A 24,290-nucleotide genomic window follows, 5' to 3' on the forward strand; every position below is an offset into this window, starting at 1 on the left:
GTTCGAGAGAGTAGGTCCGATGCGGCACGGTGTCGCGCGCTTCGTGTCAGGGTTCCTCTTCCTGCCCGTCGCGCTCTACCTCCTGTACGTGGTGTGGCCCTTCGCCCAGGCGGCCGGCTACTCGCTGACCAACTGGGGCGGCTACTCCGACCGGCAGGAGTTCGTCGGGCTGGACAACTACGTCCGGCTGTTCACCGACGAGCTGATCCGTAAGGCGTTCTGGCACAACGTCTTCTTCCTGGTCACCGTGCCGTTGTTCACGATCGCGCTGGCCCTGTTCCTCGCCTTCCTGCTGAACGTGGGCGGGCGCGAGGACAGGGCCGGCGTACGGGGCGTCTTCGGCTCCGGCTTCTACCGGGTGGTGTTCTTCTTCCCGCAGGTGCTGTCGCTCGTGGTGATCGCGGTGATGTGGCAGCAGATCTACCGGGGTGACGGCCAGGGCCTGATCAACGGCCTGCTGATGCGGATCGGGCTGGTCGACGAGGAGAATCCGGTGGCGTTCACCGCCGATCCGGAGCCGTTCCTCGGTGTCCCGGCGGTGCTGTGGTGGCTGCTGCTCATCGCGGTGTGGAGCGGGGCCGGCTTCTACATGGTGCTCTTCTCGGCGGCGATGCAGTCGATCCCGAAGGACATCTACGAGGCGGCGCTGCTCGACGGCGCGGGCCGGGTGCACACCTTCTTCAAGATCACCCTGCCGCTGCTGCGGGACACCGTCTCGGTGGCCTGGGTGTACCTGGGCTTCATCGCGCTGGACATGTACGCCCTGGTCTTCGTGATGACGCCCAGCCAGGGCGGGCCGGACCACGCCAGCGAGATCTTCGCGTCGGTGCTGAACTTCACCGCGTTCCAGAAGGGCCAGTTCGGCTACGCCTGCGCGATGGGTGTGGCGCTGGCCATCTTCACGATCCTGCTGGCCGCGCTCCAGCTCCGGATCACCCGCCGCGAGCGGATCGAGTACTGATGGAGGCGCGAGGAATGAGCACGGTGACCCGTCCTCCCGGCGAGCGGAGCCGGGCGGGCGCACCCGGACCGGCCACCCCCCGTGGTGGGGGCGGCGGTGGACTCGGCGGGCGGTTCTTCAACGGCTTCTCCCACCTGTTCCTGGTGGTCTGGGCCGTCATGGTGATCTACCCGCTGCTGTGGGTGGTGATGTCGGCGTTCAAGAGCGACGCGGAGGTCATCCGCCAGCCCCTGTCGCTGATCCCGGAGAAGCTGAACTGGGACAACTTCTCCCGCGCCTGGGTCGAGGGGCACCTCGGGTCGTTCTTCGGGAACACCCTGCTGGTCCTGGTCGGCAGCGTCGGGCTGACCATGCTGCTCGGCTCGATGGCCGCGTACGTGCTGGCCCGGTACGAGTTCCCCGGCAACCGGGCGATCTACTACCTGTTCCTGTCCGGGCTGACCCTGCCGATCTACCTCGCCGCGGTGCCGCTGTTCAAGGGCGTCTACAACATGGGCGTCGTCTTCCCGCTGCTCGGCCCGAACAGTCACCTGATGCTGATCCTGGTGTACGTCGCCTGGTCGCTGTCGTTCACCGTCTTCTTCATGCACTCGTTCTTCCGGACGCTGCCGAACGCGGTCGCCGAGGCGGCGCTGGTGGACGGGGCCTCGCACAGCCGGCTCTTCTTCAGCGTCATGCTGCCGATGGCCCGGCCGGGCCTGATCAGCATCGGCATCTTCAACGTGCTCGGCCAGTGGAACCAGTGGTACCTGCCGACGCTGCTGATGCAGTCGGTCTCCGGCGAGCCGAAGAACCAGGTGATCGCCCAGGGCCTGATCGAGTTGTCGGTCAACCAGGGCTACAAGTCCGACTGGAGCGGCCTCTTCGCCGGGGTGACCATGGCGATGCTGCCGGTGCTGGTGGTCTACATCGTGTTCCAGCGACAGGTGCAGTCCGGCCTGACCGCCGGCGTCGGCAAGTAAGGAAGGGCCCCCTCTTAACCCATACGGTCGAGAAGGGTTCCCTTCTCACCGCCCGCCGGGCCCGCCCTGCCGGCACGGTCGCCCGCCGGGGAGGGCGGGCGGGCAGGGCGGGCCCGACGCGGGTACGGGAGTGTCGTACGGGCCGGGCAGAATCGTGTTCGTGCTGGTGGCGGTGGTGGCGGACGAGCGGGGCGGCGGCGCGCTGCAACCGCTCGATCCGGCCGGTCACCCCATCGGGGCGGCCGAGCCGGTCACCGACCTGGCCGCCGCGGTGGCCGCCCGGGAGGCCGCCGACCGGCCCCGGTGGCTGTGGGCGTCGACCGCGACGACGTACCCGGCGTTGCTGCGGGCCGGGGTGCGCGTCGACCGGTGCCACGACCTGGAGCTGACCGAGGCGCTGCTGCTCGGCCACGACGGCCGCTGGGGCGAGCCCCGGTCGGTGGCGGCGGCCCTGGCCCGTCACGGCGGGCGGCCGGTCCCGCCCGACCCGCCGCCACGCCCGGCCGACCCGCCCGGCCACGCCCAGGGCGCGCTCTTCGACGCCCGGCCCGGCCCGCCGCCGCCCGACCTCACCGACCTGACCCGGGTGTACGCCGACCAGGTGGCCCGGATCGCCGCGACGGCGCATCCCGGCCGGTTCCGGCTGCTGATGGCCGCCGAGTCGGCCGGCGCGCTGGTCGCGGTCGAGATGGGGGCGGCCGGGCTGCCCTGGCGGGTCGAGGTGCACGACGAGATCCTGGCGGACCTGCTCGGCGAGCCGTCCCCGGTCGGCGGGCCACCCCGGCGGCTGGCCGAGCTGGCCGGTCGGATCGCCGCCGCCTTCGGGCTGCGGCAGGTGCACGCCGAGTCCCCGGCCGAGTTGCTGCGGGCCTTCGCCCGCGCCGGGGTCGAGCTGCCCAACACCCGGGCCTGGGTGCTGCGCGGGGTGGACCATCCGGCGGTGCCCCTGGTCCTGGAGTACAAGGAGCTGTACCGGATCTGGACGGCGCACGGCTGGGCCTGGCGGGACGCCTGGGTCTCCGGTGGCCGGTTCCGCCCCGAGTACGTCCCCGCCGGGGTGGTCTCCGGCCGCTGGGCCAGCCGGGGCGGGGGCGCGCTGCAGATCCCGAAGGTGATCCGGCGGGCGGTGGTGGCCGACCCGGGCTGGCGGTTCGTGGTCGCCGACGCCGGTCAACTGGAGCCGAGGGTCCTCGCCGCCGTCTCCGGTGACGCCCGGCTGGCCGCCGCCGGTGGCGCCGGTGACCTGTACGCCGCCCTGGCCCGGGATTCCTTCGGCGGTGACCGGCCCCGCGCCAAGGTGGCCCTGCTCGGCGCGATGTACGGCCAGACCGGCGGGGAGGCGGTGCCGGCCCTGGCGGTGCTGCGGCGCAACTACCCGACCGCGTTCGGGTACGTGGAGGCGGCGGCCCGCACCGGTGAGGCGGGCGGGCTGGTCCGCTCCTGGCTGGGCCGGACCTGCCCACCCGGATCGGCCGGGTTCGCCGGGCTGACGGGGGTGGGGGAGTCCGATCCGGAGCCGGTCGACCCGCAGTCGAACCGGGCCCGCGCGGCCCGGTCCCGGGGCCGGTTCACCCGCAACTTCGTCATCCAGGCCACCGCCGCCGAGTGGGCGTCCACGCTGCTGGCGACCCTGCGCAGCGCCCTGGCCGGCACCGACGCGGAGCTGGTCTTCTTCCAGCACGACGAGGTGCTGGTGCACTGCCCGGCCGAGCAGGCCGACGCGGTGGCCGAGGCGGTGGCCCGCAGCGGCGACCGTGCCACGGCGTTGCTGTTCGGCGCCACCCCGGTCCGGTTCCCGTTGGACCTCTCCGTCGTCGACTGCTACGCCGACGCCACCTGAGGTCCACGCGGGCGGGCGCTCCGACCGATCCCGGTCGCCTTTAATGTGCGGAATATCCGTTTCGCCCCGACACTCATTCGGGAAGTGCTCGTTGCACCCGGTGTGCGGATCGCAGGAATGATCATCGCTGCCGGTGGCGGGCGCCGGATCGGTGGGCCCGAGGCCCTGCTGCACCAGGGCGAGCAGCCCCTGGTGCGCCGGATGATCGACACCGTGACGGAGGCGGAGTGCGCGCAGGTCGTGGTGGTGCTCGGGGCGGCGGCCGACCAGGTCCGTGAGAACGCGGACCTGAGCGGAGCCACGGTGGTGGTCAACCGGGCCTGGGGGACCGGGGTCGGCTCCTCCATCCGGGCCGGGCTGGGTGCGCTGGCCGACGACGGGATCGAGGCGGTCGTGGTGGTACCGGTGGACATGCCGGGGCTCACCGTCGCCGCGATCCGGCGGGTCGCCGCGTTGCCGTACCCGGACGTGCTGGTCTGCGCCACCTACGGCGGGCTGCGCGGGTACCCGATGTTGTTCGGGCGTCGGCACTGGCCCGGCATCGCCACGCTGGCCAGCGCCGACGTCGGTGCCCGGCCGTACCTGCTGGCGCACAAGGACCAGATCGTCGACATCGCCTGCGACACCGTCGCCGACGGCAGTCGCGTCGACACCCCTGAACTGATGGCCCTCTACGGCCTCACCATCCCACCCCAACGCGTCCCCGCCTGACCCCCTCCCCGCCCCGGGATGCGTTGATCATGGAGTTGGCCGCCTCGGTTCGGGCCGTACGTGCCGCCAACTCCATGATCAACCCTCGGGGACGGGGAGGGGAGGGGGTGGGCAGGGTGGGGGGTTAGGGGGTGGGGAGGGTGTTGGTGCGGGTGAGGGTCTGGTACCAGTGGGCGCTGTCTTTCCAGGTGCGGACCTGGGTGTCGTAGTCGACGCGGATGATGCCGAAGCGGCGGTCGTAGCCGTAGCCCCACTCGAAGTTGTCCAGCAGGGACCAGACGAAGTAGCCGCGCACGTCCGCGCCGCCGTCGATGGCGGCGCCGACCGCGTCGATGTGGCGGTACAGGTAGTCGACCCGGCGGTCGTCGTGGATCCGGCCGTCGGGGGAGACCTCGTCGGGGAAGGCCGCCCCGTTCTCGGTGATCATCAGCGGCTGGTTCGGGTACTCCCGGCTCAGGCGCAGCAGCAGCTCGGTCATCCCGCTCGGGTCGATGTTCCAGCCCATCGCCGTGTACGGGCCCGGCTGGGGCAGGAAGTCGACGTCGTCGGCGGCGATCCACGGGGTGTGCGCCGAGCTGCCGTGGCCGTCGTTGTCCGAGCGGGCCGAGGTGCCGTCCCAGGCCCGGACCAGGGTGGTCGAGTAGTAGTTCACCCCGAGCACGTCCAGCGGCACCGCGATGGTCTTCTCGTCGCCGTCGCGCACGAACGACCAGTCGGTGACCGGCGCGGTGTCGGCGAGCAGGTCCGCCGGGTACGCCCCGGACAGCAGCGGCCCGAGGAACGCCCGGTTGGCCAGGGCGTCGATGCGCCGGACCGCGTCGGCGTCCGCCGCCGAGTCCGACGCCGGCCGGATCACGTGCAGGTTCAGCGTCACCGACAGCTCCGCCGCCGGGGCCAGCTCCCGGACCACCCGGCCGGCCAGGCCGTGCGCCAGGTTGAGATGGTGGACGGCGGCCAGCGCCCCGGCCGGCTCGGTGCGCCCCGGCGCGTGCACCCCGGAGCCGTACCCGAGGTACGCCGAGCACCACGGCTCGTTGAAGGTGGTCCAGGTGTGCACCCGGTCGCCGAGCGCGCCGACGATCCCGGCGGCGTACTCCTGGAAACGCAGCGCGGTGTCCCGGGCCGGCCAGCCGCCGGCGTCCTCCAGCTCCTGCGGCAGGTCCCAGTGGTACATCGTGGCCACCGGCCGGACGCCCAGCTCCAGCAGCCGGTCCACCAGCCGGGAGTAGAAGTCGATCCCGGCCTGGTTGAAGGCCCCCGAGCCGCCGGGCTGCACCCGGGGCCAGGCGATGGAGAACCGGTACGCGTCGAGCCCCAGCTCCTTGATGTGGCCCAGGTCCTCGGCCCACCGGTGGTAGTGGTCGGCGGCCACGTCACCGGTGTCGCCGTTGAGCGTGCGGCCGGGGGTGTGGCTGTAGGTGTCCCAGATGGACGGGCCCCGCCCGTCCTCGGTGGCCGCGCCCTCGATCTGGTACGCGGCCGTGGCCGAACCCCACACAAAGCCCTCGGGAAAACTCCGTGCCGTCATCTACCCTGCCACCTCCGCGTTCACGACCTCACAGGTGTACCCCGACGAGTCGCCGGAGATCAACGAGACGCCGGCCACCCCGCCGACGTACGACACCTCGAACTCCGTGCCCGGCCCGTCGCCGGGGGACGGGACCCGGACCCGGGCCTGTTGCCCCTCCACCGGGGCGTACCAGCGCAGCCGGACCCCGTCGGCCCACTCGTAGTCCGGGCGGTCCTGCACCGCGCCGAACGGGATCACCGCGCCGGGGCGGGCGAGCACCGGCAGGCTGTCGAAGGCGTGCTTCTCGGTGAACCAGCCCGGCCCGTGCACCCGCGCCCCGCTGACCAGGTGCGTCCAGGTGCCGGCCGGCACGTAGTAGGTCACCACGCCGTCGGCGCTCATCACCGGCGCGACCAGCACGTCCGGGCCGAGCATGTACTGCCGGTCCAGGTACTCGGCGGTCGGGTCGTCGGGGAACTCCAGGATCATCGGGCGCATCATCGGCAGCCCCTCGCGGTGCGCCTCGTCGGCCGTGGCGGCCAGGTACGGCATCAGACCGAGCTTGAGCCGGGTGAAGTGGCGCAGCACGTCGACGGCCTCCTCGTCGTAGGCCCACGGCACCCGGTACGAGCCGGAGCCGTGCAGCCGGGAGTGCGAGGAGAGCAGCCCGAAGGCGATCCAGCGCTTGAACACCGCCGGGTCCGGGGTGCCCTCGAAGCCGCCGATGTCGTGGCTCCAGTACCCGAAGCCGGAGGCGGCCAGCGACAGCCCGCCGCGCAGCGACTCGGCCATCGCCACGAAGGTGGACTCGCAGTCGCCGCCCCAGTGCACCGGGAACTGCTGCCCGCCGGCGGTGGCGGAGCGGGCGAACAGCACCGCCTCGCCCCGGCCCCGCTCGGCCTCCAGCAGCTCGAAGACCACCTTGTTGTAGAGGTACGAGTAGTAGTTGTGCATCCGCTGCGGGTCCGACCCGTCGTGCCAGAGGACGTCGGTGGGGATGCGCTCGCCGAAGTCGGTCTTGAAGCAGTCCACCCCCATGTCCAGCAGCACCTTGAGCTTGCCGGCGTACCAGGCGACCGCGTCGGGGTTGGTGAAGTCGACGAGCGCCATGCCGGCCTGCCACTTGTCCCACTGCCAGACCGAGCCGTCCGGGTTGCGGACCAGGTACCCGGCCTGCCGTCCCTCCTCGAACAGGTAGGACCGCTGGGCGATGTACGGGTTGATCCAGACGCAGACCTTCAGGCCCCGCTCGTGCAGCCGGCGCAGCATGCCCTCGGGGTCGGGGAAGGTCGCCGGGTCCCAGACGAAGTCGACCCAGTGGAACTGCCGCATCCAGAAGCAGTCGAAGTGGAACACCGACAGCGGCAGGTTGCGCTCGGCCATCCCGTCGATGAACTCGGTGACCGTCTTCTCGTCGTACGAGGTGGTGAAGGAGGTGGACAGCCACAGCCCGTACGACCAGGCGGGCACCCGGGCCGGGCGGCCGGTCAGGGCGGTGTACCGGCGCAGCACGTCCTTGGGGGTGGGGCCGTCGATCAGGTAGTAGGTGAGCGACTGACCCTCGACGCTGAACTGGGTCTGCGACACCACCTCCGAGCCGACCTCGAAGGAGACGTGCTCGGGGTGGTCGACGAAGACGCCGTACCCGGCGCTGCTGAGGTAGAACGGCACGTTCTTGTACGCCTGCTCGCTGGCGGTGCCGCCGTCGGCGTTCCAGATGTCGACGGCCTGGCCGTTCTTGACGTACGCCCCGAACCGTTCGCCCAGGCCGTAGATCGTCTCGCCGACGCCGAGGGCCAGCCGATCGTGGACGTACTTGCGGCCCTCGCCGTCGGTGACCACGCCGACGCTGCGCTCGGTGGAGGAGGTGACCACCGCGCCGTCGCGCAGGAAGTCCACCTGCCAGGCGTCGACCAGGCGGACCCGGACGGTCAGGTCGCCGGTGGTCAGCGACGCGGTCAGCCCGGTGACGTCGACGGCGACCGGGTGGTCGGTGCCGGTGTTGAGCGCGAAGCGGGGCTCGCGGGGGAGGCCGCCGACGTGGTGGCCGATGGTCACCCCGACGACGCCGGGGGCGGGGGAGAAGAACTTGACCGTGACGACCGGCCGGTTGAGGGTGTCCCCGCGCCCGTTGATCGGGCCGGTGGGGGCGAACACGGTGAAGCCCCGTTTCTCCACCTCGACCGATTCGACGACCCGGGGGCGCAGCACGCTGACCCCGGGGCGCAATAGCCAGTACCCGTCGGTGAACTTCACTTCTCGGCTCCTACGGTGATGCCGCGGCTCAGCGTGCGTTGGAAGATGAGGAAGAAGACGATGGCCGGGACGAGGCTGATCAGGGCCCCGGCGTTCGTCGTCGGGGCGTCCATCAGCCGGTCGCCCTGCAACGACGCGAGGGCCACCGGGATCGTCTGGGTCTGGTTGTCGATGAGCATCACCAGCGGGATCAGGAACTCGTTCCAGGTCCAGATGAAGAAGAAGACCAGCAGGACCGCGAGGGTCGGGCGCACGTTGGGCAGCACCACCCGCCACAGCACGGTCCACGTGCCGGCCCCGTCGAGCGCCGCGGCCTCCAGCAGGCCCCTGGGGAAGGTGCCGAGCACCGAGGCGAGCAGGTAGGTGCCGAAGGCGCTCTGGATGACGGTGAAGATGATGATCACGACGAGTCGGGTGTTGTAGAGGCCGACCTCCTTGGCGACGTAGTAGAGCGGGTAGACCAGTGACTCCTGCGGCAGCATGTTCGCCAGCAGGAACAGGCCCACGATCCAGAGCCGGCCCCGGACCCGGCCGATGCCCAGCGCGTACGCGTTGAGCAGGGAGACCACGACCGCGAGGACCGCGACGGAGCCGGCGATGACTGTGGAGTTCCACAGTTTCAGCGGGAAGTCGACCTGCGTCCAGTACACGCGCAGGCCCTCGGTGTAGAACTCCGACGGCCAGCTCAGCGGCCCCTCGGTGGAGTACTGCCCCGGCGGCTTGAACGCGTTGAGCAGCATGAACGCGAACGGCACCAGCATCAGCAGCGCGCCGACGGTGACCACGGCGAGCACGATCCACCGGCCCGCGCCCCGGTGGTGCCGGTCGCGGGCGCGGGTGGGGCGGCCGGTCGGCGGTGCGGTGACCGGGGTGCCGGTGGGGGTGGTGGTGACCGACATCAGAGGCCCCCGTCCCGGCGCTCGGCCCGGCTCTGCGCCCGGATGAACAGCAGCGCCACCACGACGATGATCAGGGTGAGCATGGTGGAGATCGCCGAGCCGTACCCGACCTGGAGTTTCTTGAAGAAGGTGAAGTACGCGAAGTAGGAGGGGACGTTGGTGGCGTTCTCCGGGCCGCCCCGGGTCAGCGCGTAGATCGGCCCGAACACCTTCATGGCGGCGATGGTGCAGGTCAGGGCGACCACGAAGGTCTCCGGGCGGATCTGCGGCAGGGTGATCGCCCGGAACCGGTGCCACCAGCCGGCGCCGTCGAGCTCCGCCGCCTCGTACAGTTCCGGGTCGACCCGTTGGAGCGCGGCCATGAAGACGACCACCGGGTAGCCGATCTGCACCCAGATCATCACGCCCATCACGGCGGGCAGGGCGGTGTCGGGGTCGCCGAGCCAGTCGTGGCGCAGCGCGCCCAGCCCGATCGCGTCGAGGGCGCCGTTGAGGGCGCCGTCGGGGCGCAGGATCCAGCCCCAGACGATGCCGGCGACCACCACCGGCAGCACCTGCGGGAGGTAGAAGGCGGCGCGCAGGGCGGCGGCGGTGCGGGGTCGGAACCGCCGCCCGATGGTGTCGAAGAGCAGCGCGGCGAGCACCAGCCCGACGACGGTGGGCACCACCACCATCGCCACGATCATGGCGAGGGTGTTGCGGAACGAGGTCCAGAACACCTCGTCGGTCCAGAGTCGTTGGTAGTTCTCCAGGCCGACGAAGGTCGGGTCGCCGACGCCGGACCAGCGGGTCAGCGACAGGTAGCCGGTGAACAGCAGCGGGCCGCCGATGACCAGGACGAACAGCACCGTGCCGGGGACGAGGTAGAACCAGTACGTCGCGTCGCCGCGGCGTCGGCGGCGGGCGCGGCGGGTGCCGTGGTCCGGGGCCGCGCGGTCCGTGGCGGCCAGGGTGTCGGATGCAGCCATGGGGTTTCCCTCCGGTGCCGGGTGGGCGGTTCGCCCCGCCCACCCGCCTCCTCGTCAGCCGCGCTGGATCTCCGTGACTCCCTCGGCGTACGGTTTCGCGATCGAGGTGAGCACCTCGTCGGGGGACTTGGACTGGTTGATCAGGCTCTGGAAGCCGGAGACCAGCACGTCGTAGTAGCCGGGCACCGGCCAGTCCGGGTAGAAGGCGAGGCCGTCGGCGGCGCTGATCGCGTTGAAGTTCTCGATCAGCTTGCGGTCCTTCGGGTCGGTGATCGCCGCCGGGTCGCCCGCGACCGGGACGCCGCCGTTGTTGCCGATCAGGGCCTGGATCTCCGGCCGCATCGTGATGTCGATGAAGTCGTACGCCAGGTCCTTGGCCTTGCTGGTGGTCGGGACCACCCAGAGGTTGCCGGAGGAGCCGGCGTTGAGGGTGTTGCCGGGGAAGAGGAAACTGTCCCAGTCGGCCTTGATCTCGGTCTTGAACCGGCCGAACCACCAGCTCCCGGAGACGATCATGGGGGTCTTGCCGGCGATGAACGCGGTGCCCATGTCCTCGGCCTTGGCGCTGGCGGCGTCCTTGGCGACGTAGCCCTTGCGGACCCACTCGGCGAAGGTCTGCGCGCCGTAGCGCAGCGGGTCGGCGGTGAAGTCGACCGGGTTCTTGTAGAGCTGGTAGTTGTCGACGAAGGAGCGGTCGGCCCTGGCGAGGGCGAGCTGGTAGAAGAGCTGGCCGGCCGGGTACTCGGCGCCGGCGGTGCCCAGCGGGGTGATCCCCTTGGCCACGAAGGTGTCCATCACCGTGGTCAGCTCGGCGAGGGTGGTGGGCACCTGCACGCCGTGCTCGGCGAAGAGGTCCTTGTTGTAGTAGACCATCACGTACTCGCCGTAGTTCGGCACGCCGTACCAGTTGCCGGAGCCCATCACGCCCTTGTCGTCGTAGCGGGCGGTGGTCTGGAGGCTGGGGCTGAGCGCCTTGTCCCAGCCGCGTTCGGTCGCCTCGGCGGTGAGGTCGGTGAGCAGGCCCTGCTTGGACAGCAGCCCGGCGGTGGCGTTGCCCTTGTTGTACTCCATCACGTCCGGACCCTCGTCCGAGTTGATGATCATGCCGGCGTTCTGCTGGATCTGCTCGAACGCCTTGCGCTCGAAGCGCACCTCGACCCCGGGGTGCTCCTCCTTGAAGATCTCGATCGCGCGGTCCCAGGCGATGCCCATCGCGCTGTTGGCGCTCTCGTAGTGCCAGAGTTTGAGCACGCTGGCGTCGCTGCCACTGTCGTCGTCACCGCAGGCGGTCAGGGTCGTCGCCGCGACGGCGGCCAGCGTCACCGCCGCGGCGACCGTACGAAATCGGTGCATTAGCATTCTCCTCGGGAGTATCGAGCCGGTACTCGGGTGGCCCGTCGTCGCGTGGCAGCGCGGCGGCGGGCCGGTGTCATGAGGGATGTTCCGTCCGGGGTGCGCCGACGGCCCGTCGTCGGGGCGGCCCGCTGGATCCCCGGACCTCCAACGTGCAGGGCAGCAACTGCTGGTGCAGCGCCGTACCGTCGTCGCGCACGTGGCGCAGCAGCGCCTCGATGGCGATCCGTCCGACGGCCGTGCCGGGGGAGGTCATCGTGGTCAGGGCGGGGGTGGCCAGCTCGGCCACCTGCGGCGAGGTGACCATCGAGACGACCGACACGTCGTCGGGCACGGTGCGGCCGTGGGCGGTGAGTTCGCCGAGGATGCCGAAGACGGCGCTCTCGTTCATGGCGAGCACGGCGGTGAGGTCGGGGGCCCGGCCGAAGGCCGTGGTGAGAGCCTGTCGGCCGCCGGCCGCGGTGTCCTCGGCGGGGACCATCACCGGCGTCACCCCGTACCCGGTCATCGCGGCGGCGAAGGCGTCGCGCGAGCGCAGCGCCGGGCCGTACCCGCCGGCGAGGGCGGCGGCGGAGTGGTTGACGTAGACGATGCGGCGGTGGCCGAGGTCGACGAGGTGCGCGACGGCGTCGCGGACGGTCCGGTCGAAGTCGATGTCGACGTAGGACAGGCCGGTGGTGTCCCCGGTGCGGCCGATCAGCACCACCGGGACGCGGGCCTCCCGCAGCACCCCGAGCCGGGGGTCGTCGACCTGCACCTCCATCAGCACGACGCCGTCGAGCATGCGCTGACTGGCCAGCCGGCGCAGGCCGTCGAGGTCGCCGGCGTCGACGGGGGAGAGCACCAGGTGGTAGCCGGCCGCGCTGGCGGTGGCCGCGGCGCCGGTGACGAAGGCGGACTCGGTGGCGCCGAGGCCGCGTTCGTCCAGGGGCAGGAGCAGGCCGAGGATGCGGCTGCGCCGGCTGGCCAGGCCCCGGGCCAGCGCGTTGGGTTGGTAGTCCAGCTCGGCCATGGCCGCCAGGACCTTCTCCCGGGTGGCCTGGGAGATCGGGCGGGCGCCGGTGAGCACGTACGACACGGTGCTGACCGAGACCCGGGCGAGCCGGGCGACGTCCTGCATGGTGGCCATGGCGCACCTCCCGCACCGGCTGGCCGGGGCCCGTGGGGCCGTTGTCGAAACGCTTCGACGAAGCGCTTCGACAGACCGTAGGACACGTGTTACGAAGCCGTCAATAGCCGATGACAAAAACGGGCACGCCCGCCCAGGCGGTCGTGAACCGGCGCGATCGCGGACTGTTTCGTGGCCCTTTGCCGGATTTGCGACCGCCGGGCGGGCGGGTGGGCGCGGCGGGTCAGCCGTCGGTGGTGAAGCGCTCCAGCAGCGAGGGGGCGACCAGCCCGATCGCGGCGAGCACCGCGACCGCCGTCATCACGCCGCGCAGCACGACGGTCTCCGTCTTGCTGCCGGTACGCAGCGCCATCCTGCTCGGCAGCCGCACCGGCATCCACATCCGACGCTTGATCGGGATCGGCCACAGGATCGGCACCCCGGCCCGGGTGATCAGGTCGCCGAGGATGTGCACGAAGCAGCCCACCCCGACCGCGAGCCCGATCAGCGGGTAGCCCCGGCCACCGGGGAGGTTGGCGTAGGTGAACCAGGCCGCCCCGGCCGACACCAGGGTCACGACCACCCAGCCGGCCCGCTCCGCCCACTTGTCGAACAGGCCCCGCAGGGCCAGGCCGATCATGAAGAACAGGATGCCGATCACGGCCCACTTGCCGTACGTGGCGCAGAGCCAGGTGGTGCCCCAGCCGACCAGGACGGTGAACGGGATGGTGTGGGTCAACGTGCGGTGCCCGTTGTTACGCCGGGGGTCCTTGCTGAGCTTGGTGGCGTAGTAGACGCCGAGGGAGAGCTTCTCGATCACCTCGGCGGCGAAGAGGCTCACCACGCCGAAGGTACGGGCGACCGTCGCCCCGCCCCGGTTGCGGGTCACCTTGCCGGAGAGGTCCAGGTCGGGAAAGAGCGCGCCGCCGGCGCAGACCGCCGTCCCGACGGCGAGGGCGAGGGGCGACTGCTCGTAGTCGGCGAACTGGTGCAGCGCCCACGAGCCGGTCAGCCACACCGCCGCGCCGGACAGCGCGTGGGACGGTCCCATCATCTCGCGTCACCCTCCCCGGGAATCGTGATCGACAACCTACGCCACCGGGGCGGGGCGCTGTCGAGGGGGATCATGTGAACCGTCCAGGATGGACGGATTCACGCGGCGGGGCGGAAACTCTGCCGGATCATCAGGAAGTAGGTCGCGTTGACCTGCCAGTCGAACTCGCCGGTCCGCCAGGCCACCGTGTACGCCCGGCCCGGCGCGGTGACGACCAGCAGGCGGGCGCTGTGCAGCGGGTCGCCGGCCGCGTCCCGCCACCGGCACTCCCACAACGCCGCCGCGCGGAACAGGTCCAGCCCGGAGATCTCCACCCGCTGGTAGTCGGTGAGCGCGCCGGCGGCGGTGAGCCGGCGCTCCTGCGCCCGCCAGTACCCGACCGGGTCGGCCGGCACCGCGACCTCGCCCACGCTGAGCAGCCGGGCGCCCCGGGGCTCCCGGAAGCAGGTCGTCCCCGCGTCGGTCCACCGTAGCCAGCCCACCGGCGCCGCGATCCGGAACCCGCCCGGATCGCGGTACCAGGTCCAGCCCGGCACCAGGGCGAACTCCCCGTCGGGCGGGGCGGCCGAGCGGACCGGGTCCGCGCCGCCGGGGGCCGGGCCGCCGCAGGGGAACGCCGCCGGCCGGTCGGCGACCGGGGCGACGGCCGTCGCGCCCTGCGGGCCCGGCACCGGTGCCCGGCCGGCGCCGGGGCGCAGCGCCATCGCCGCGCCGACCGTCACGACCAGCGCGACGGTCGAGGTGGCGGCGACCAGGCGGCAGCGGTCCCGCCGGCGGCCCGCCCGGGCCGGGAGCCCGCTGGCCGCCGGTGCGGCCGGGCCGGTGTCGGCGTCCGGCGACGGCCCGACGGACCAGGTGGCGGCCGGACCGTCGCGTGGGGTGGCGGCGCTCCGGGCCCGGCCCAGGTCGGCGGCCATCCCGCCGTCCAGCGAGGTGGTCGCGGTGGGGCCGTCCGCGCCCCGGCCGGTGGCCAGGTCGGGCGTGGCCAGGTCGGTCGCGGCATCGGCAGGCCGGGCCGCCGGTGACCCGCCGGCGGCCACCGCGCGCAGCAGCGGCTCCACCTCGGCAGCGGCGAGCCGCCGCTCGGGGTCGCGGTGCAGCAGGCCGGTCAGCACCGGGGCCAGCGGGCCGGCCCGGCGCGGCGGGTCCGGAGGCTCGGTGGCCAGCGCGCTGAGCGTCGCCATGGCGTTGGCCCGCGCGTACGGCGAGCGGCCCTCCACCGCCGCGTACAGGGTCGCGCCGAGCGACCACAGGTCGGTGCGCGGGTCGGAGACGCCGCTGCGGGCGCGTTCCGGGGCGACGAACTGCGGGGAGCCGAGCACCATCCCGGGGCCGGTCATCGCCCCGTCCCCGCTGGCGAAGGTGGCCAGGCCGAAGTCGGTCAGCACCACCCGGTCGTCGGCGGTGACCAGCACGTTGTGCGGTTTGACGTCGCGGTGCAGCACCCCCGCCGCGTGCGCGGCGCGCAGCGCGGCGAGCACGGCCAGCCCGACCCGGGCGGCGCGGGCCGGCTCCAGCGGCCCGTCGGCGGTGACGATCTGCTGCAACGACCGGGACGGCACGTACTCCATGACCAGCCAGTGGCCGTCCTGGTCGGCGAGGACGTCGTAGACGCGGACCACGTGGGGATGGTCCAGCCGGGCGGCGGTGCGCGCCTCCCGTAACGTGCGGCGGTGCACCTCGTCCCGTTCGGACTCGGCGAGCCAGCCGGGTGGGACGATCTCCTTCACCGCCACGTCCCGGTGCAGCATCTCGTCGCGGGCCCGCCACACCCGGCCCATCCCGCCGGTGCCAACCAGGGCCAGCAGCCGGTACCGGCCGGCGATCAGCGCCTGCTGCACCACGTTCCCCCTCGACTACGTGACGTACACGATAGCCAGCGGGACGGGCCTTCTCATCCTCCGTGCGCACCGTTGCCGACGGTGCGTCGGCTCACCCGGCGACACCCCCGGTCACCAGCAGGTTCCCCTCCGGGATGTGGATCGGCGACCGGGTGCCGCGCAGCCGGTCGGTGGCCCGCCGGACCTGGAAACCGCTGTGCTCCCGGCCGGCCGCCGCGTACGTCGCGGCGGTCCGCTCGGCGATCGTCGCCCAGCCGTACCGCTTGCCGACCATCGCGCGGGCGCTGCGGGCCACCCGGCGGGCGAACACCTCGTCGCCGAGGAGCTGGTCCACCGCACCGGCGAGGGCGTGCGGGTCGCTGTGCGGGAAGGTCACCCCGGTCACGCCCGGCTCGACGATCTCGGCCAGGCCGCCGGTCGCCGCCACCGCCAGGGGCGCGCCGGCCGCCGCCGCCTCCAGCGCGATCATGCCGAACGGCTCGTACAGGCTGGGTATCACCGTGGCGTCGGTGGCCCCCAGCACCGCCGGGAGCTGCTTGGCGTCGAGGAAGCCGGCGAAGCGGATGGTGTCGCCGAGGGCCAGCCGCTCCGCCTCGGCCTGCAACTCCGCCCGGTACGGGCCGTCCCCGGCGATGAGCACCCGCAGCCCCGGGTGCCGCCGGCGCAGGTCCGGCACCGCGCGGACCAGGTGCTGCACACCCTTCTCGTAGACCAGCCGCCCGGCGTACCCGATCAGCGGCCCGTCCCCGGCGAACCGGGCGCGGGCCGAGGCGACCGCCCGGGGCCGGGCGTGCCAGGCCCGGCCGTCCACCCCGTTGGGCACCACGTCGATCCGGCCGGTGGGCACCTCGAAGAGCGTGCTCACCTGCTCCCGCATGTACCCGGAGCAGGCGATCACCCGGCCCGACGCGCCGCTGAGCCAGTGCTCGACGCCGTGGATGGTGCGGTTCATCTCCTCGGGCAGCCAGCCCTGGTGCCGGCCGGCCTCGGTGGCGTGGATGGTGGTGACCAGGGGCAGGTCCAGGTGTTCGGCGAGGGTGATCGCGGTGTGGGCGACGAGCCAGTCGTGGGCGTGGATGACGTCGTAGGTGCCGGTGTCGGCGGCGCGCAGGGCGGCGCGGGTGAGGGTGTGGTTGAAGGCCATGGTCCAGGCGAGGAGGCTGCTGGTGGCGAGGGGGAAGGTGACGGGGTCCTCGGCGGCGCGGAGGATGCGGACGCCGTCGGCGTATTCCTCGTGGGGTGCGCCGTCGGTGTGGCGGGTGACGACGGTGACCTCGTGGCCGGCGGCGGCGAGGGCGACGGAGAGGGCGTGGACGTGGCGGCCGAGTCCGCCGACGAGCACCGGCGGGTACTCCCAGGACAGCATCAGGACGCGCTGACGCCGGCCGGAGTGGATGTCGATCACGTGGGCGTCCGGTGACATGAGGCCCCCTTGAAGTTGTCAACTGCACGGTCCGGCCGGCACCCGGCGGAGGGTGCCGGCCATGGCTGCCCGGGATGGGGCCAATCCTTGCCCAGCCGGGCTAACCAGCGGAGACGCGGCCGTTGCGGTCGTGTAAAGCGCGCCTATCGGATCCGTCGGACACGCAGTAGTTCGGCCACCGACCAGGCCTGGAACGGGCACCCCGTGGCCCGGTACGGGGCGAGCCCGTCGGTGGTCTCGCTGACCGACCCGAGCCCGTGCTCGCGCAGGTGCGCCTCGATGCCCGGGAACAGGTTGTCGACGTCCAGGCCGGCCCGCCGGGCGGCGTCGGTGTACGGGCCGAGCAGCCACGGCCAGACCGTGCCCTGGTGGTAGGCGCCGTCCCGCTCGGCCGGGCCACCGGAGTGCCGGCCGGCGAAGCCGGGCGAGTCCGGCGAGAGGCTGCGCAGCCCGAGCGGGGTGAGCAGGCCGGCGGCGATCCGGCGCAGCGCCTCCCCGTCCGGCTCCAGCGGGGCGTACGGCAGCGACCAGGCCAGGAGCTGGTTGGGCCGGAGCAGGTCGTCGTCGTGGTGCGCCGCCCCGCCCAGCGGGTACGCGGGCGCGGGGGCGTCCACCACGTCGTGCAGCCAGCCCACCGGCGCCGGGAACCGCTGCCGGAACGAGGCGTGCGCCCGGTGGTGCAGCCGCCACAGCTCGGCCGCGTCCTGCCCGGCCAGCTCGGTCAGCTCCGCCAACCCGGCCAGGCCGTTGATCCACAGTGCGTTGACCTCGACCGGCTTGCCGGTGCGGGCGGTCACCGGCACCCCGTACACCCGGGCGTCCATCCAGGTCAGCGCCGCGCCGGGGGCGCCGCAGGTGAGCAGGGCGTCGACCGGGTCGACGACGATGCCGTACCGGGTGCCCTTGAGGTGGGCGTCGGCCACGCCGTGCAGCGCGGGCAGCAGCTCGTCGCCGAGGTCGGTGTCCCCGGTGACGGTGACGTGCCGGGCGACCGCGTGCAGGAACCACAGGGTGCCGTCGACGGTGTTGTACTCCACCCGGCCGGTGTCGGCGGTGTTGGCGAGCATCCCCTCCGACAGGGTCGCCGCGTACCCGCGCAGCAGCGCCGCCCCCTCCTGCGCCCGTCCGGTGCAGAGGAACAGCCCCTCGTACGAGATCATCGTGTCCCGCGACCAGGCCCCGAACCACGGGTACCCGGCGACCACGTCGACCGGCGCGGCGGCGGTGCGGACCACGAACGCGTCGGCGGCCAGGGCGAGGGTCGCCTCGACGTCGTCGACCGGCTTCGCCGCCGCCACCACCCGCCGGTTGCGCTGCCGGGCCGCGGCCACCACCTCGACGGCCGGCACCGGCTCCTGGTCGAGCTGCCCGGCCCAGGCCAGCACCGACACCGTGTCGCCGGGGCGCTCCAGGGTGCCGGAGAACCGCCCCGCGTACCAGAGGTCCTCCTCCGCGGGCAGGCCCCGGGCGGCCTCCTCGCGGTGGCGGACCCCGAGCCACCACTGCCCCTCCGGCACCCACCCCGGGCCGGCCAGCCGGTACGCCCCCTCGACCACCGCCCCGCCGGCCACCGGCTCCACGCGCGGGGCCGGGCCGTCGGCGCGGCGCTCGCCGTGCGCGTCCCGCCAGGTGCAGACGGCGGCCAGGTCGAGCTGCACCGGCCCGCCGGCGACCAGCCGGTGCACCACCGCCACGCAGGGCCGGCCGGGCAGCATGGCGATCTCCCGTTCGATCACCACGTCGCCGATCCGCCACCGCCACCGGGGCACACCGTCGATGATGGCGAAGTGTTCCAGCAGCTCGAAGCCGCGCGGGTCGACCGTGTCCGGGGACCACTCGTGCGCCCCGAGCCGGACCTGCGCCCCGGACGGCAGCACCACCGCCGGGTCCAGGCTGACCAGTCCCACGGTACGGGCCGCCGGGGTCTCCCCGGCCACCACGAGCAGGCCGTGGTACCGGCGGGTGCGCAGGCCACTGACGGTGCCCATGGCGTACCCGCCGAGGCCGTCGGTGACCAGCCACTCGCGGGACGCCCCGCCGGTCAGCTCGGCACAGAGCTGCGGACCGAAACTGATATCGATCAACTTTCCTCCAGCGGCGGCAAGGTGTAACACGCCACGACAACAATGGCCGCAGTGGTCAAGGACTCCCGCGACGTCGAAGATTGGCAGGTGCTCACAGACGTGTCCGCTTCCCACGAACTGTCCCCCGATGCCGAGCGCACCCGGTTGGCCCAGGCCGACTCGGGTGAACAGGCGTGGCGCGCATGGGGTCCCTATCTGTCCGAACGGGCGTGGGGGACGGTACGGGAGGACTACAGCGAGCACGGCACAGCGTGGGACTACTTCCCCCACGACCACGCGCGCTCCCGAGCCTACCGGTGGAACGAGGACGGCATGGCGGGCGTCTGCGACGACCGGCAGACGTTCGCCTTCGCGCTCGCGTTGTGGAACGGGAGGGACCCGATCCTCAAGGAGCGGATGTTCGGGCTCGGCGGCGACGGCGGCAACCACGGCGAGGACGCCAAGGAGTACTGGTGGTACGAGGACTCCACGCCGACGCACTCCTGGATGCGCTGGCGGTACCACTACCCGCAGGCCGCGTTCCCGTACGACGACCTGGTCGCGGTCAACACGCAGCGCGGCCGGGACGACACCGAGTACGAGCTGGTCGACACGGGGATCTTCGACGACGACCGGTACTGGGCGGTGAGCGTCGACTACGCCAAGGCGTCCCCGACCGACCTGTGCATGGTGGTGACCGTCGCCAACCGGGGTGACGCCGACGCCGTCCTGCACGTGCTGCCCACCCTCTGGTACCGCAACACCTGGTCCTGGGGGCTGCCCGGCAGCGACCGGATCCCCCGGCTGGCCGGCGAGCCGGCCCGTCGGGGGCGCAGGCGGGCCAGTTCCCGGGGGCCCGCCGGCCCGGCCACGGCGGCCCGGCTGGTGGGGGAGCACCACGTCCTGGGCCAGCTCGTGCTGACCGGCGACGGTGACCCGACGCCGCTGCTCTGTGACAACGACACCAACGCCGACCGGCTGTGGGGGCTGCCCGGCCGGTCGCCGTACCCGAAGGACGGGATCAACGACCACGTGGTCGGCGGCGCCGCCACGGTCAACCCGGCCCGGGAGGGCACCAAGGGCGCGTTGCACTACGTGCTGGCCGTGCCGGCGGGTGGGCAGCGGCAGATCCGGTTGCGGCTGACCCGCACCGCGCCGCCCCCGGCGAGCGCCCCGCCGCCCCCGGCCGACCTGGGCGCCGGCTTCGACGCGGTGGTCTGGGCCCGGCGGGCCGAGGCGAACTGGTACTTCGCCGGGGTGATCCCCGAGGCGGCCACCCCGGACGAGGCGCTGGTCGCCCGGCAGGCCATCGCCGGGCTGATGTGGGGCAAGCAGTTCTACCACTTCGACGTCAAGCGGTGGCTGGAGGGCGACCCGGGCTCCACGCCCCCGCCGGCCGGCCGCCGGCACGGGCGCAACAGCGCCTGGTGGCACATGACCAGCTTCGACGTCATCTCCATGCCGGACCCCTGGGAGTACCCCTGGTACGCCGCCTGGGACCTGGCCTTCCACTGCGTCAGCATCGCCCGGGTCGACCCCGGTTTCGCCAAGGAGCAGATCCTGCTCCTGCTGCGCGAGTGGTACCTGCACCCCAACGGCCAGATCCCGGCGTACGAGTGGGCGTTCGGGGACGTGAACCCGCCGGTGCACGCCTGGGCGGCGCTGAAGGTCTTCGAGATCGACGGGTCGCGGGACCGGGAGTTCCTGGCCCGGGTGATGCACAAGCTGATGCTGAACTTCACCTGGTGGGTCAACCGCAAGGACACCGGGGGGAACAACGTCTTCGAGGGCGGGTTCCTGGGGCTGGACAACGTGGGCCCGTTCGACCGGTCGGCGGCGCTGCCGGTGGCCGGGGTGCTGGAGCAGTCCGACGGCACCGGCTGGATGGCGATGTACGCGCTCAACCTGCTGGACATCGCGATCGTCCTGGCCGAGCAGGACCGCACCTGGGTGGACACCGCCTGCAAGTTCTTCGAGCACTTCGTCTACATCGCCGCCGCCGCGTACTCGCAGGGGCTGTGGGACGACGAGGACGCGTTCTTCTACGACGTGCTGCGGCTGGCCGACGGCAGCCAGGTCCCGCTGCGGGTACGGTCGGTGGTGGGGCTGCTGCCGCTGGCCGCGACCACCCGGCTGACCGCGCGGACCCTGGACCGGCTGCCCGAGCTGAGCGCCCGGATCCGCTGGTTCCTCACCAACCGCCCCGAGTACGCCCACGTGATCGACGCCCGCCGGCTCGGCCCGGACGGCCGCCAGCAGCGGCTGCTGTCTATGGTCGGCCCGGACCAGGTGGTCCGGCTGCTGGCCCGGATGCTGGACCCCGACGAGTTCCTCTCCGAGTACGGGCTGCGCACGCTGTCCCGCGCGCACCTGGACAAGCCGTTCTCGGTGACCCTCGGCGGGCAGGAGTTCAGCGTCGGGTACGAGCCGGCCGAGTCGACCAGCGGCCTGTTCGGCGGCAACTCCAACTGGCGGGGTCCGATCTGGATGCCGACGAATTTCCTGCTGGTCAGCGCGCTGCGGGACTACGCGGCGTTCTTCGGTGACGACCTCCAGGTGGAGTACCCGACCCGGTCGGGGGTGAAGCGGACGCTCGACGAGATCGCCGACGACCTGTCGGCCCGGCTGATCGCCCTGTTCACCAGGGACGGGTGGGGCCGCCGGCCGATCTACGGCGCCTGTCAGCTCTTCCAGACCCACCCCGACTGGCGGGACCTGATCGCCTTCCCGGAGTACTTCCACGGCGACAACGGGGCCGGCCTGGGCGCCTGGCACCAGACCGGCTGGACGGCGCTGGTGGCCGACCTGATCCTCACCCTGCGCCGCTGAACCGCCCGGCCGGGGCCCGCGCCACGCGGCCCCCGGCGGCGGTCGTCGTCGCTGCTCGCCGCGGTCGAGGGCCGGTCACCAGGGGATTCGCCGCGAGGGCGGTGACGAACAGCGCCGGTGGTGGCGGTGCTGTTACGTCGGTACGCCCCAATTTCGGCTTGCTGGTAATCGGCGGGTGACAGGCTCGTGACGTCTTGTCCGGCCGGACGGGCGGGCCCTACGGTGAGGCCCACGTCACGATCCTCACGGGGTGGGTCGGGGCGTACCGAAGTCCGGGCGCGGGCACCGCGGAACTGAGTGCCGGTGGGTCGGCTCGCCGTGGGAGCCCGGTGTGGAGCGGCGTGCCCTGCCCGCCGGTGCTGCCGCGGTGGGTCCCGCCGCGACCCGGGCTGTTGGGTCAGGACCGGGGAGTTGCGGACCCGGTCCTGACCCGTGGGGCCGGGCGGGCCGAACTGCCGGATCCCCGATTGACATCGTGACCCTCGGTGGTGTCGGCGTTACCATCCATCGCGTGCCCCGGACCCGTCACGGGGCCACCCGGACCGTGAGCCCCTGGCCCGGTGGCCCCACCAGCGGCGCCGCCGACCCGCCGGGCGACCGGGTGGGTGACGGTGGGCCGGCTGACCCGCAGTGGACCGTCCCTCCGTCCCCGGCCGTGTCGAGCCCGGCCGGACAGCCGGCGGCCGGACCGGTCGGGTAATGCGGATGAGCCCGTGCGGTGACGGGCGTACCCTCACCGGCCGGGGCGACGACGGACCGGGAGGTCGGATGAACGGCAGCGGCGGCGGGACGGCCGGGTGGCGGCGGAGCGGGCAGGTGCTGGTCTTCGACGCCGACGACACGCTCTGGGAGAACAACATCCTCTTCGAGCGGGTGATCGACGACTTCCTCGACTGGCTGGACCACCCCACCCTGGACCGGCGCGAGATCCGGCACATCCTCGACGACATCGAGCGGGCCAACACCGTCGCCCACGGGTACGGCAGCAAGGTCTTCCTGACCAGCCTGCACGACTGCATGGAGAAGCTGCGCGAGCGGCCCGCGACCGACCGGGAGCGGCAGGAGATCGAGGCGCTCGCGGCGGCCCTGGCGCAGCGTCAGGTCGAGCTGATTCCCGGCGTGGCCGAGACGCTGACCGCCCTCGCCGACCGGCACGACCTGCTGCTGCTGACCAAGGGCGACGACGACGAGCAGCGCCGCAAGATCGAGGCGTCCGGGCTGGACCGGCACTTCCGGGCCGCCCACGTGGTCGCCGAGAAGGACGTCACGACCTACCGCTGGCTGACCCGGGAGCACGGCCTCGACCCGGCCCGGGCCTGGATGATCGGCAACTCCCCGAAGTCGGACATCCTGCCGGCCCGCGCCGCCGGGCTCAACGCGGTGTTCATCCCCAACGACAACACCTGGGTCCTGGAGCACGACGAACTCGACCCGTCCGACGCCGGGGTGCTGCACCTGGCGGCCTTCACCGACCTGCTGACGCACTTCTGACCCGGCCATCCGACGTCGGACGGCCGGGTCAGCTCACTTCGCCCCGGACGATGGCGATCGCGATCCGGCAGAACTCGTCCATGTCCGGGCTGAACCCGGCCGCGATGTCGGGGTGCAGACCGGCCCGGGTCTCGTCGAGCAGCCGCTGGCACACCTGCTCCACCGGCTCGCCGGCGTAGCTGGCGCGGACCCGGTGGGTGGCCGCCTGCAAAGCCGAGGTCAGCTGTTCCTCGAGCGGGCCGCGCAGCTTCTGCTGCACGGGGTCGAGCCCGCTCGGGTCGAGCGTGACATGTGGCTCCGACATCGGTGCTCCCTTCGTCGGCGTCCGCGGTACCCCACCGCGAGCGCCGGTCAAACCACCGCCGGCGCGGCGGCCACCCGGACCTGGTACGAGAAGTCCTCGGCGGGTTCCTCGGCGTACGACAGCCGGCGGATCTGCCGGTCGTCGGAGTAGAGGGCGACGTCGACGAGGACGCCGAGGTGGGCCAGCCCGATGGTGGCCACCCGCTTCTTGTCCTGCAACACCGCGCAGACCCCGCCCAGCAGGGTGCTGGCGTCGGAGGTGCGGTGCCCGGGCGGGCAGCGCAGGGTCAGGTCGACCTCGATCGGCCCGGTCAACGGCGTCCAGCCGGTACGCTGGGCCGCCGCCAGGGCTGCCTGGAGCAGGGCCCGTACCCTCGTCGCCTGGCGGTGGCCGGCGGCGAAGATGGACAGGGCCTCGGTCTTGACCGGTGGCAGGCCGCTCACCTCGAATGTCAGGGCGAGAGCGCGGGTGTCCTGCACGACGGCACCTCCTCGGAGAACGATCCTGCCCAACCGGTCCCGGTAACAGGGGTGTTCCCGCGATTACCAACCGATCGGACGGTGCTGGGGTCGGCCGGAGGCGTATCGACGTCGACGGCGACGCGCCGGCCCGTGAGGCTTGCGAGAAGCTCGGGTGAGGCTTGCGGAGCGGCTCAGGCGGTGAGGCGTGCGGTGAGCTTGGCACCAGACGCTAGTGCACCCGGCGTGACACCGGAAC

Annotated in this window: 18 protein-coding genes; 6 read left to right on the top strand and 12 right to left on the bottom strand. The window is 72.6% G+C overall.

Going from position 1 to position 24,290, the window contains the following annotated elements:
- Positions 1 to 19 precede the first annotated feature (19 nt).
- The 4 genes from ACQUFX_RS04225 to ACQUFX_RS04240 all read left to right on the top strand — a co-directional run bounded on the left by ACQUFX_RS04225 (position 20) and on the right by ACQUFX_RS04240 (position 4,474).
- On the top strand, positions 20 to 961 hold the full coding sequence (locus tag ACQUFX_RS04225; protein ID WP_428964710.1) for a carbohydrate ABC transporter permease: 942 nt from the start codon (positions 20 to 22) through the stop codon (positions 959 to 961).
- Positions 962 to 975: 14 nt separating this feature from the next.
- Positions 976 to 1,923: a carbohydrate ABC transporter permease gene (locus ACQUFX_RS04230; protein WP_428964711.1), complete on the top strand. Its 948-nt coding sequence runs from the start codon at positions 976 to 978 to the stop codon at positions 1,921 to 1,923.
- A 130-nt stretch (positions 1,924 to 2,053) separates the two neighbouring features.
- A complete protein-coding gene (locus ACQUFX_RS04235; protein WP_428964712.1) occupies positions 2,054 to 3,763 on the top strand; it encodes a bifunctional 3'-5' exonuclease/DNA polymerase in 1,710 nt (569 codons plus the stop codon).
- Between the two features lie 117 nt (positions 3,764 to 3,880).
- Positions 3,881 to 4,474, top strand: coding sequence for a nucleotidyltransferase family protein (locus ACQUFX_RS04240; RefSeq protein WP_428964713.1), 594 nt, complete (start codon positions 3,881 to 3,883; stop codon positions 4,472 to 4,474).
- 124 nt (positions 4,475 to 4,598) lie between these two features.
- On the opposite strand, the gene ACQUFX_RS04245 is transcribed toward ACQUFX_RS04240, so the two are convergent.
- From ACQUFX_RS04245 to ACQUFX_RS04290, 10 genes are all read right to left on the bottom strand, one after another.
- Positions 4,599 to 6,002: a GH1 family beta-glucosidase gene (locus tag ACQUFX_RS04245; protein ID WP_428964714.1), complete on the bottom strand. Its 1,404-nt coding sequence runs from the start codon at positions 6,000 to 6,002 to the stop codon at positions 4,599 to 4,601.
- Positions 6,003 to 8,240: an alpha-xylosidase gene (gene yicI, locus ACQUFX_RS04250; RefSeq protein ID WP_428964715.1), complete on the bottom strand. Its 2,238-nt coding sequence runs from the start codon at positions 8,238 to 8,240 to the stop codon at positions 6,003 to 6,005.
- Complete coding sequence (locus ACQUFX_RS04255) at positions 8,237 to 9,139, bottom strand: carbohydrate ABC transporter permease (RefSeq protein WP_428964716.1); 903 nt, start codon at positions 9,137 to 9,139, stop codon at positions 8,237 to 8,239. Before ACQUFX_RS04255 ends, yicI begins: the two co-directional genes overlap by 4 nt.
- On the bottom strand, positions 9,139 to 10,107 hold the full coding sequence (locus ACQUFX_RS04260; protein ID WP_428964717.1) for a carbohydrate ABC transporter permease: 969 nt from the start codon (positions 10,105 to 10,107) through the stop codon (positions 9,139 to 9,141). The genes ACQUFX_RS04255 and ACQUFX_RS04260 overlap by 1 nt, the downstream gene beginning before the upstream one ends.
- A gap of 54 nt (positions 10,108 to 10,161) precedes the next feature.
- Positions 10,162 to 11,460: an ABC transporter substrate-binding protein gene (locus ACQUFX_RS04265; RefSeq protein WP_428964718.1), complete on the bottom strand. Its 1,299-nt coding sequence runs from the start codon at positions 11,458 to 11,460 to the stop codon at positions 10,162 to 10,164.
- A 76-nt stretch (positions 11,461 to 11,536) separates the two neighbouring features.
- On the bottom strand, positions 11,537 to 12,589 hold the full coding sequence (locus tag ACQUFX_RS04270; protein WP_428964719.1) for a LacI family DNA-binding transcriptional regulator: 1,053 nt from the start codon (positions 12,587 to 12,589) through the stop codon (positions 11,537 to 11,539).
- A gap of 223 nt (positions 12,590 to 12,812) precedes the next feature.
- On the bottom strand, positions 12,813 to 13,622 hold the full coding sequence (locus ACQUFX_RS04275) for a metal-dependent hydrolase (protein WP_428964720.1): 810 nt from the start codon (positions 13,620 to 13,622) through the stop codon (positions 12,813 to 12,815).
- Between the two features lie 98 nt (positions 13,623 to 13,720).
- Positions 13,721 to 15,463, bottom strand: coding sequence for a serine/threonine-protein kinase (locus ACQUFX_RS04280; RefSeq protein WP_428964721.1), 1,743 nt, complete (start codon positions 15,461 to 15,463; stop codon positions 13,721 to 13,723).
- Between the two features lie 91 nt (positions 15,464 to 15,554).
- The gene (locus ACQUFX_RS04285; RefSeq protein WP_428964722.1) at positions 15,555 to 16,886 is read right to left on the bottom strand and encodes a glycosyltransferase family 4 protein; all 1,332 of its coding nucleotides are present in this window, start codon (positions 16,884 to 16,886) and stop codon (positions 15,555 to 15,557) included.
- Positions 16,887 to 17,029: 143 nt separating this feature from the next.
- A complete protein-coding gene (locus ACQUFX_RS04290) occupies positions 17,030 to 18,970 on the bottom strand; it encodes an amylo-alpha-1,6-glucosidase (protein WP_428964723.1) in 1,941 nt (646 codons plus the stop codon).
- 42 nt (positions 18,971 to 19,012) lie between these two features.
- On the opposite strand from ACQUFX_RS04290, the gene ACQUFX_RS04295 reads away from it, so the two are divergent.
- Both ACQUFX_RS04295 and ACQUFX_RS04300 read left to right on the top strand, forming a co-directional pair.
- Entirely contained in the window at positions 19,013 to 21,778 is a 2,766-nt protein-coding gene (locus ACQUFX_RS04295; RefSeq protein WP_428964724.1) for an MGH1-like glycoside hydrolase domain-containing protein, read from the top strand.
- A gap of 768 nt (positions 21,779 to 22,546) precedes the next feature.
- Entirely contained in the window at positions 22,547 to 23,269 is a 723-nt protein-coding gene (locus tag ACQUFX_RS04300) for an HAD family hydrolase (protein ID WP_428964725.1), read from the top strand.
- Positions 23,270 to 23,297: 28 nt separating this feature from the next.
- Here the strand turns inward: ACQUFX_RS04300 and ACQUFX_RS04305 are convergent, their stop codons facing one another.
- Entirely contained in the window at positions 23,298 to 23,573 is a 276-nt protein-coding gene (locus tag ACQUFX_RS04305) for a hypothetical protein (RefSeq protein ID WP_428964726.1), read from the bottom strand.
- 47 nt (positions 23,574 to 23,620) lie between these two features.
- The gene (locus tag ACQUFX_RS04310; RefSeq protein ID WP_428964727.1) at positions 23,621 to 24,052 is read right to left on the bottom strand and encodes a RusA family crossover junction endodeoxyribonuclease; all 432 of its coding nucleotides are present in this window, start codon (positions 24,050 to 24,052) and stop codon (positions 23,621 to 23,623) included.
- Positions 24,053 to 24,290: the final 238 nt, after the last annotated feature.

The organism is Micromonospora fluostatini (assembly GCF_050410825.1).
GTDB classification, from domain to species: Bacteria; Actinomycetota; Actinomycetes; order Mycobacteriales; family Micromonosporaceae; genus Micromonospora; species Micromonospora rosaria.

What these genes read in the sequence shown, in the direction of transcription:
- ACQUFX_RS04245 (WP_428964714.1), bottom strand. Translation starts at nt 6,002, where the DNA reads ATGACGGCACGGAGTTTTCCCGAGGGCTTTGTGTGGGGTTCGGCCACG.
- ACQUFX_RS04285 (WP_428964722.1), bottom strand. Translation starts at nt 16,886, where the DNA reads ATGTCACCGGACGCCCACGTGATCGACATCCACTCCGGCCGGCGTCAG.
- ACQUFX_RS04230 (WP_428964711.1), top strand. Translation starts at nt 976, where the DNA reads ATGAGCACGGTGACCCGTCCTCCCGGCGAGCGGAGCCGGGCGGGCGCA.
- ACQUFX_RS04240 (WP_428964713.1), top strand. Translation starts at nt 3,881, where the DNA reads ATGATCATCGCTGCCGGTGGCGGGCGCCGGATCGGTGGGCCCGAGGCC.
- ACQUFX_RS04305 (WP_428964726.1), bottom strand. Translation starts at nt 23,573, where the DNA reads ATGTCGGAGCCACATGTCACGCTCGACCCGAGCGGGCTCGACCCCGTG.
- ACQUFX_RS04300 (WP_428964725.1), top strand. Translation starts at nt 22,547, where the DNA reads ATGAACGGCAGCGGCGGCGGGACGGCCGGGTGGCGGCGGAGCGGGCAG.
- ACQUFX_RS04260 (WP_428964717.1), bottom strand. Translation starts at nt 10,107, where the DNA reads ATGGCTGCATCCGACACCCTGGCCGCCACGGACCGCGCGGCCCCGGAC.
- ACQUFX_RS04270 (WP_428964719.1), bottom strand. Translation starts at nt 12,589, where the DNA reads ATGGCCACCATGCAGGACGTCGCCCGGCTCGCCCGGGTCTCGGTCAGC.
- ACQUFX_RS04275 (WP_428964720.1), bottom strand. Translation starts at nt 13,622, where the DNA reads ATGATGGGACCGTCCCACGCGCTGTCCGGCGCGGCGGTGTGGCTGACC.
- ACQUFX_RS04255 (WP_428964716.1), bottom strand. Translation starts at nt 9,139, where the DNA reads ATGTCGGTCACCACCACCCCCACCGGCACCCCGGTCACCGCACCGCCG.
- ACQUFX_RS04295 (WP_428964724.1), top strand. Translation starts at nt 19,013, where the DNA reads ATGGCCGCAGTGGTCAAGGACTCCCGCGACGTCGAAGATTGGCAGGTG.
- ACQUFX_RS04225 (WP_428964710.1), top strand. Translation starts at nt 20, where the DNA reads ATGCGGCACGGTGTCGCGCGCTTCGTGTCAGGGTTCCTCTTCCTGCCC.
- ACQUFX_RS04265 (WP_428964718.1), bottom strand. Translation starts at nt 11,460, where the DNA reads ATGCACCGATTTCGTACGGTCGCCGCGGCGGTGACGCTGGCCGCCGTC.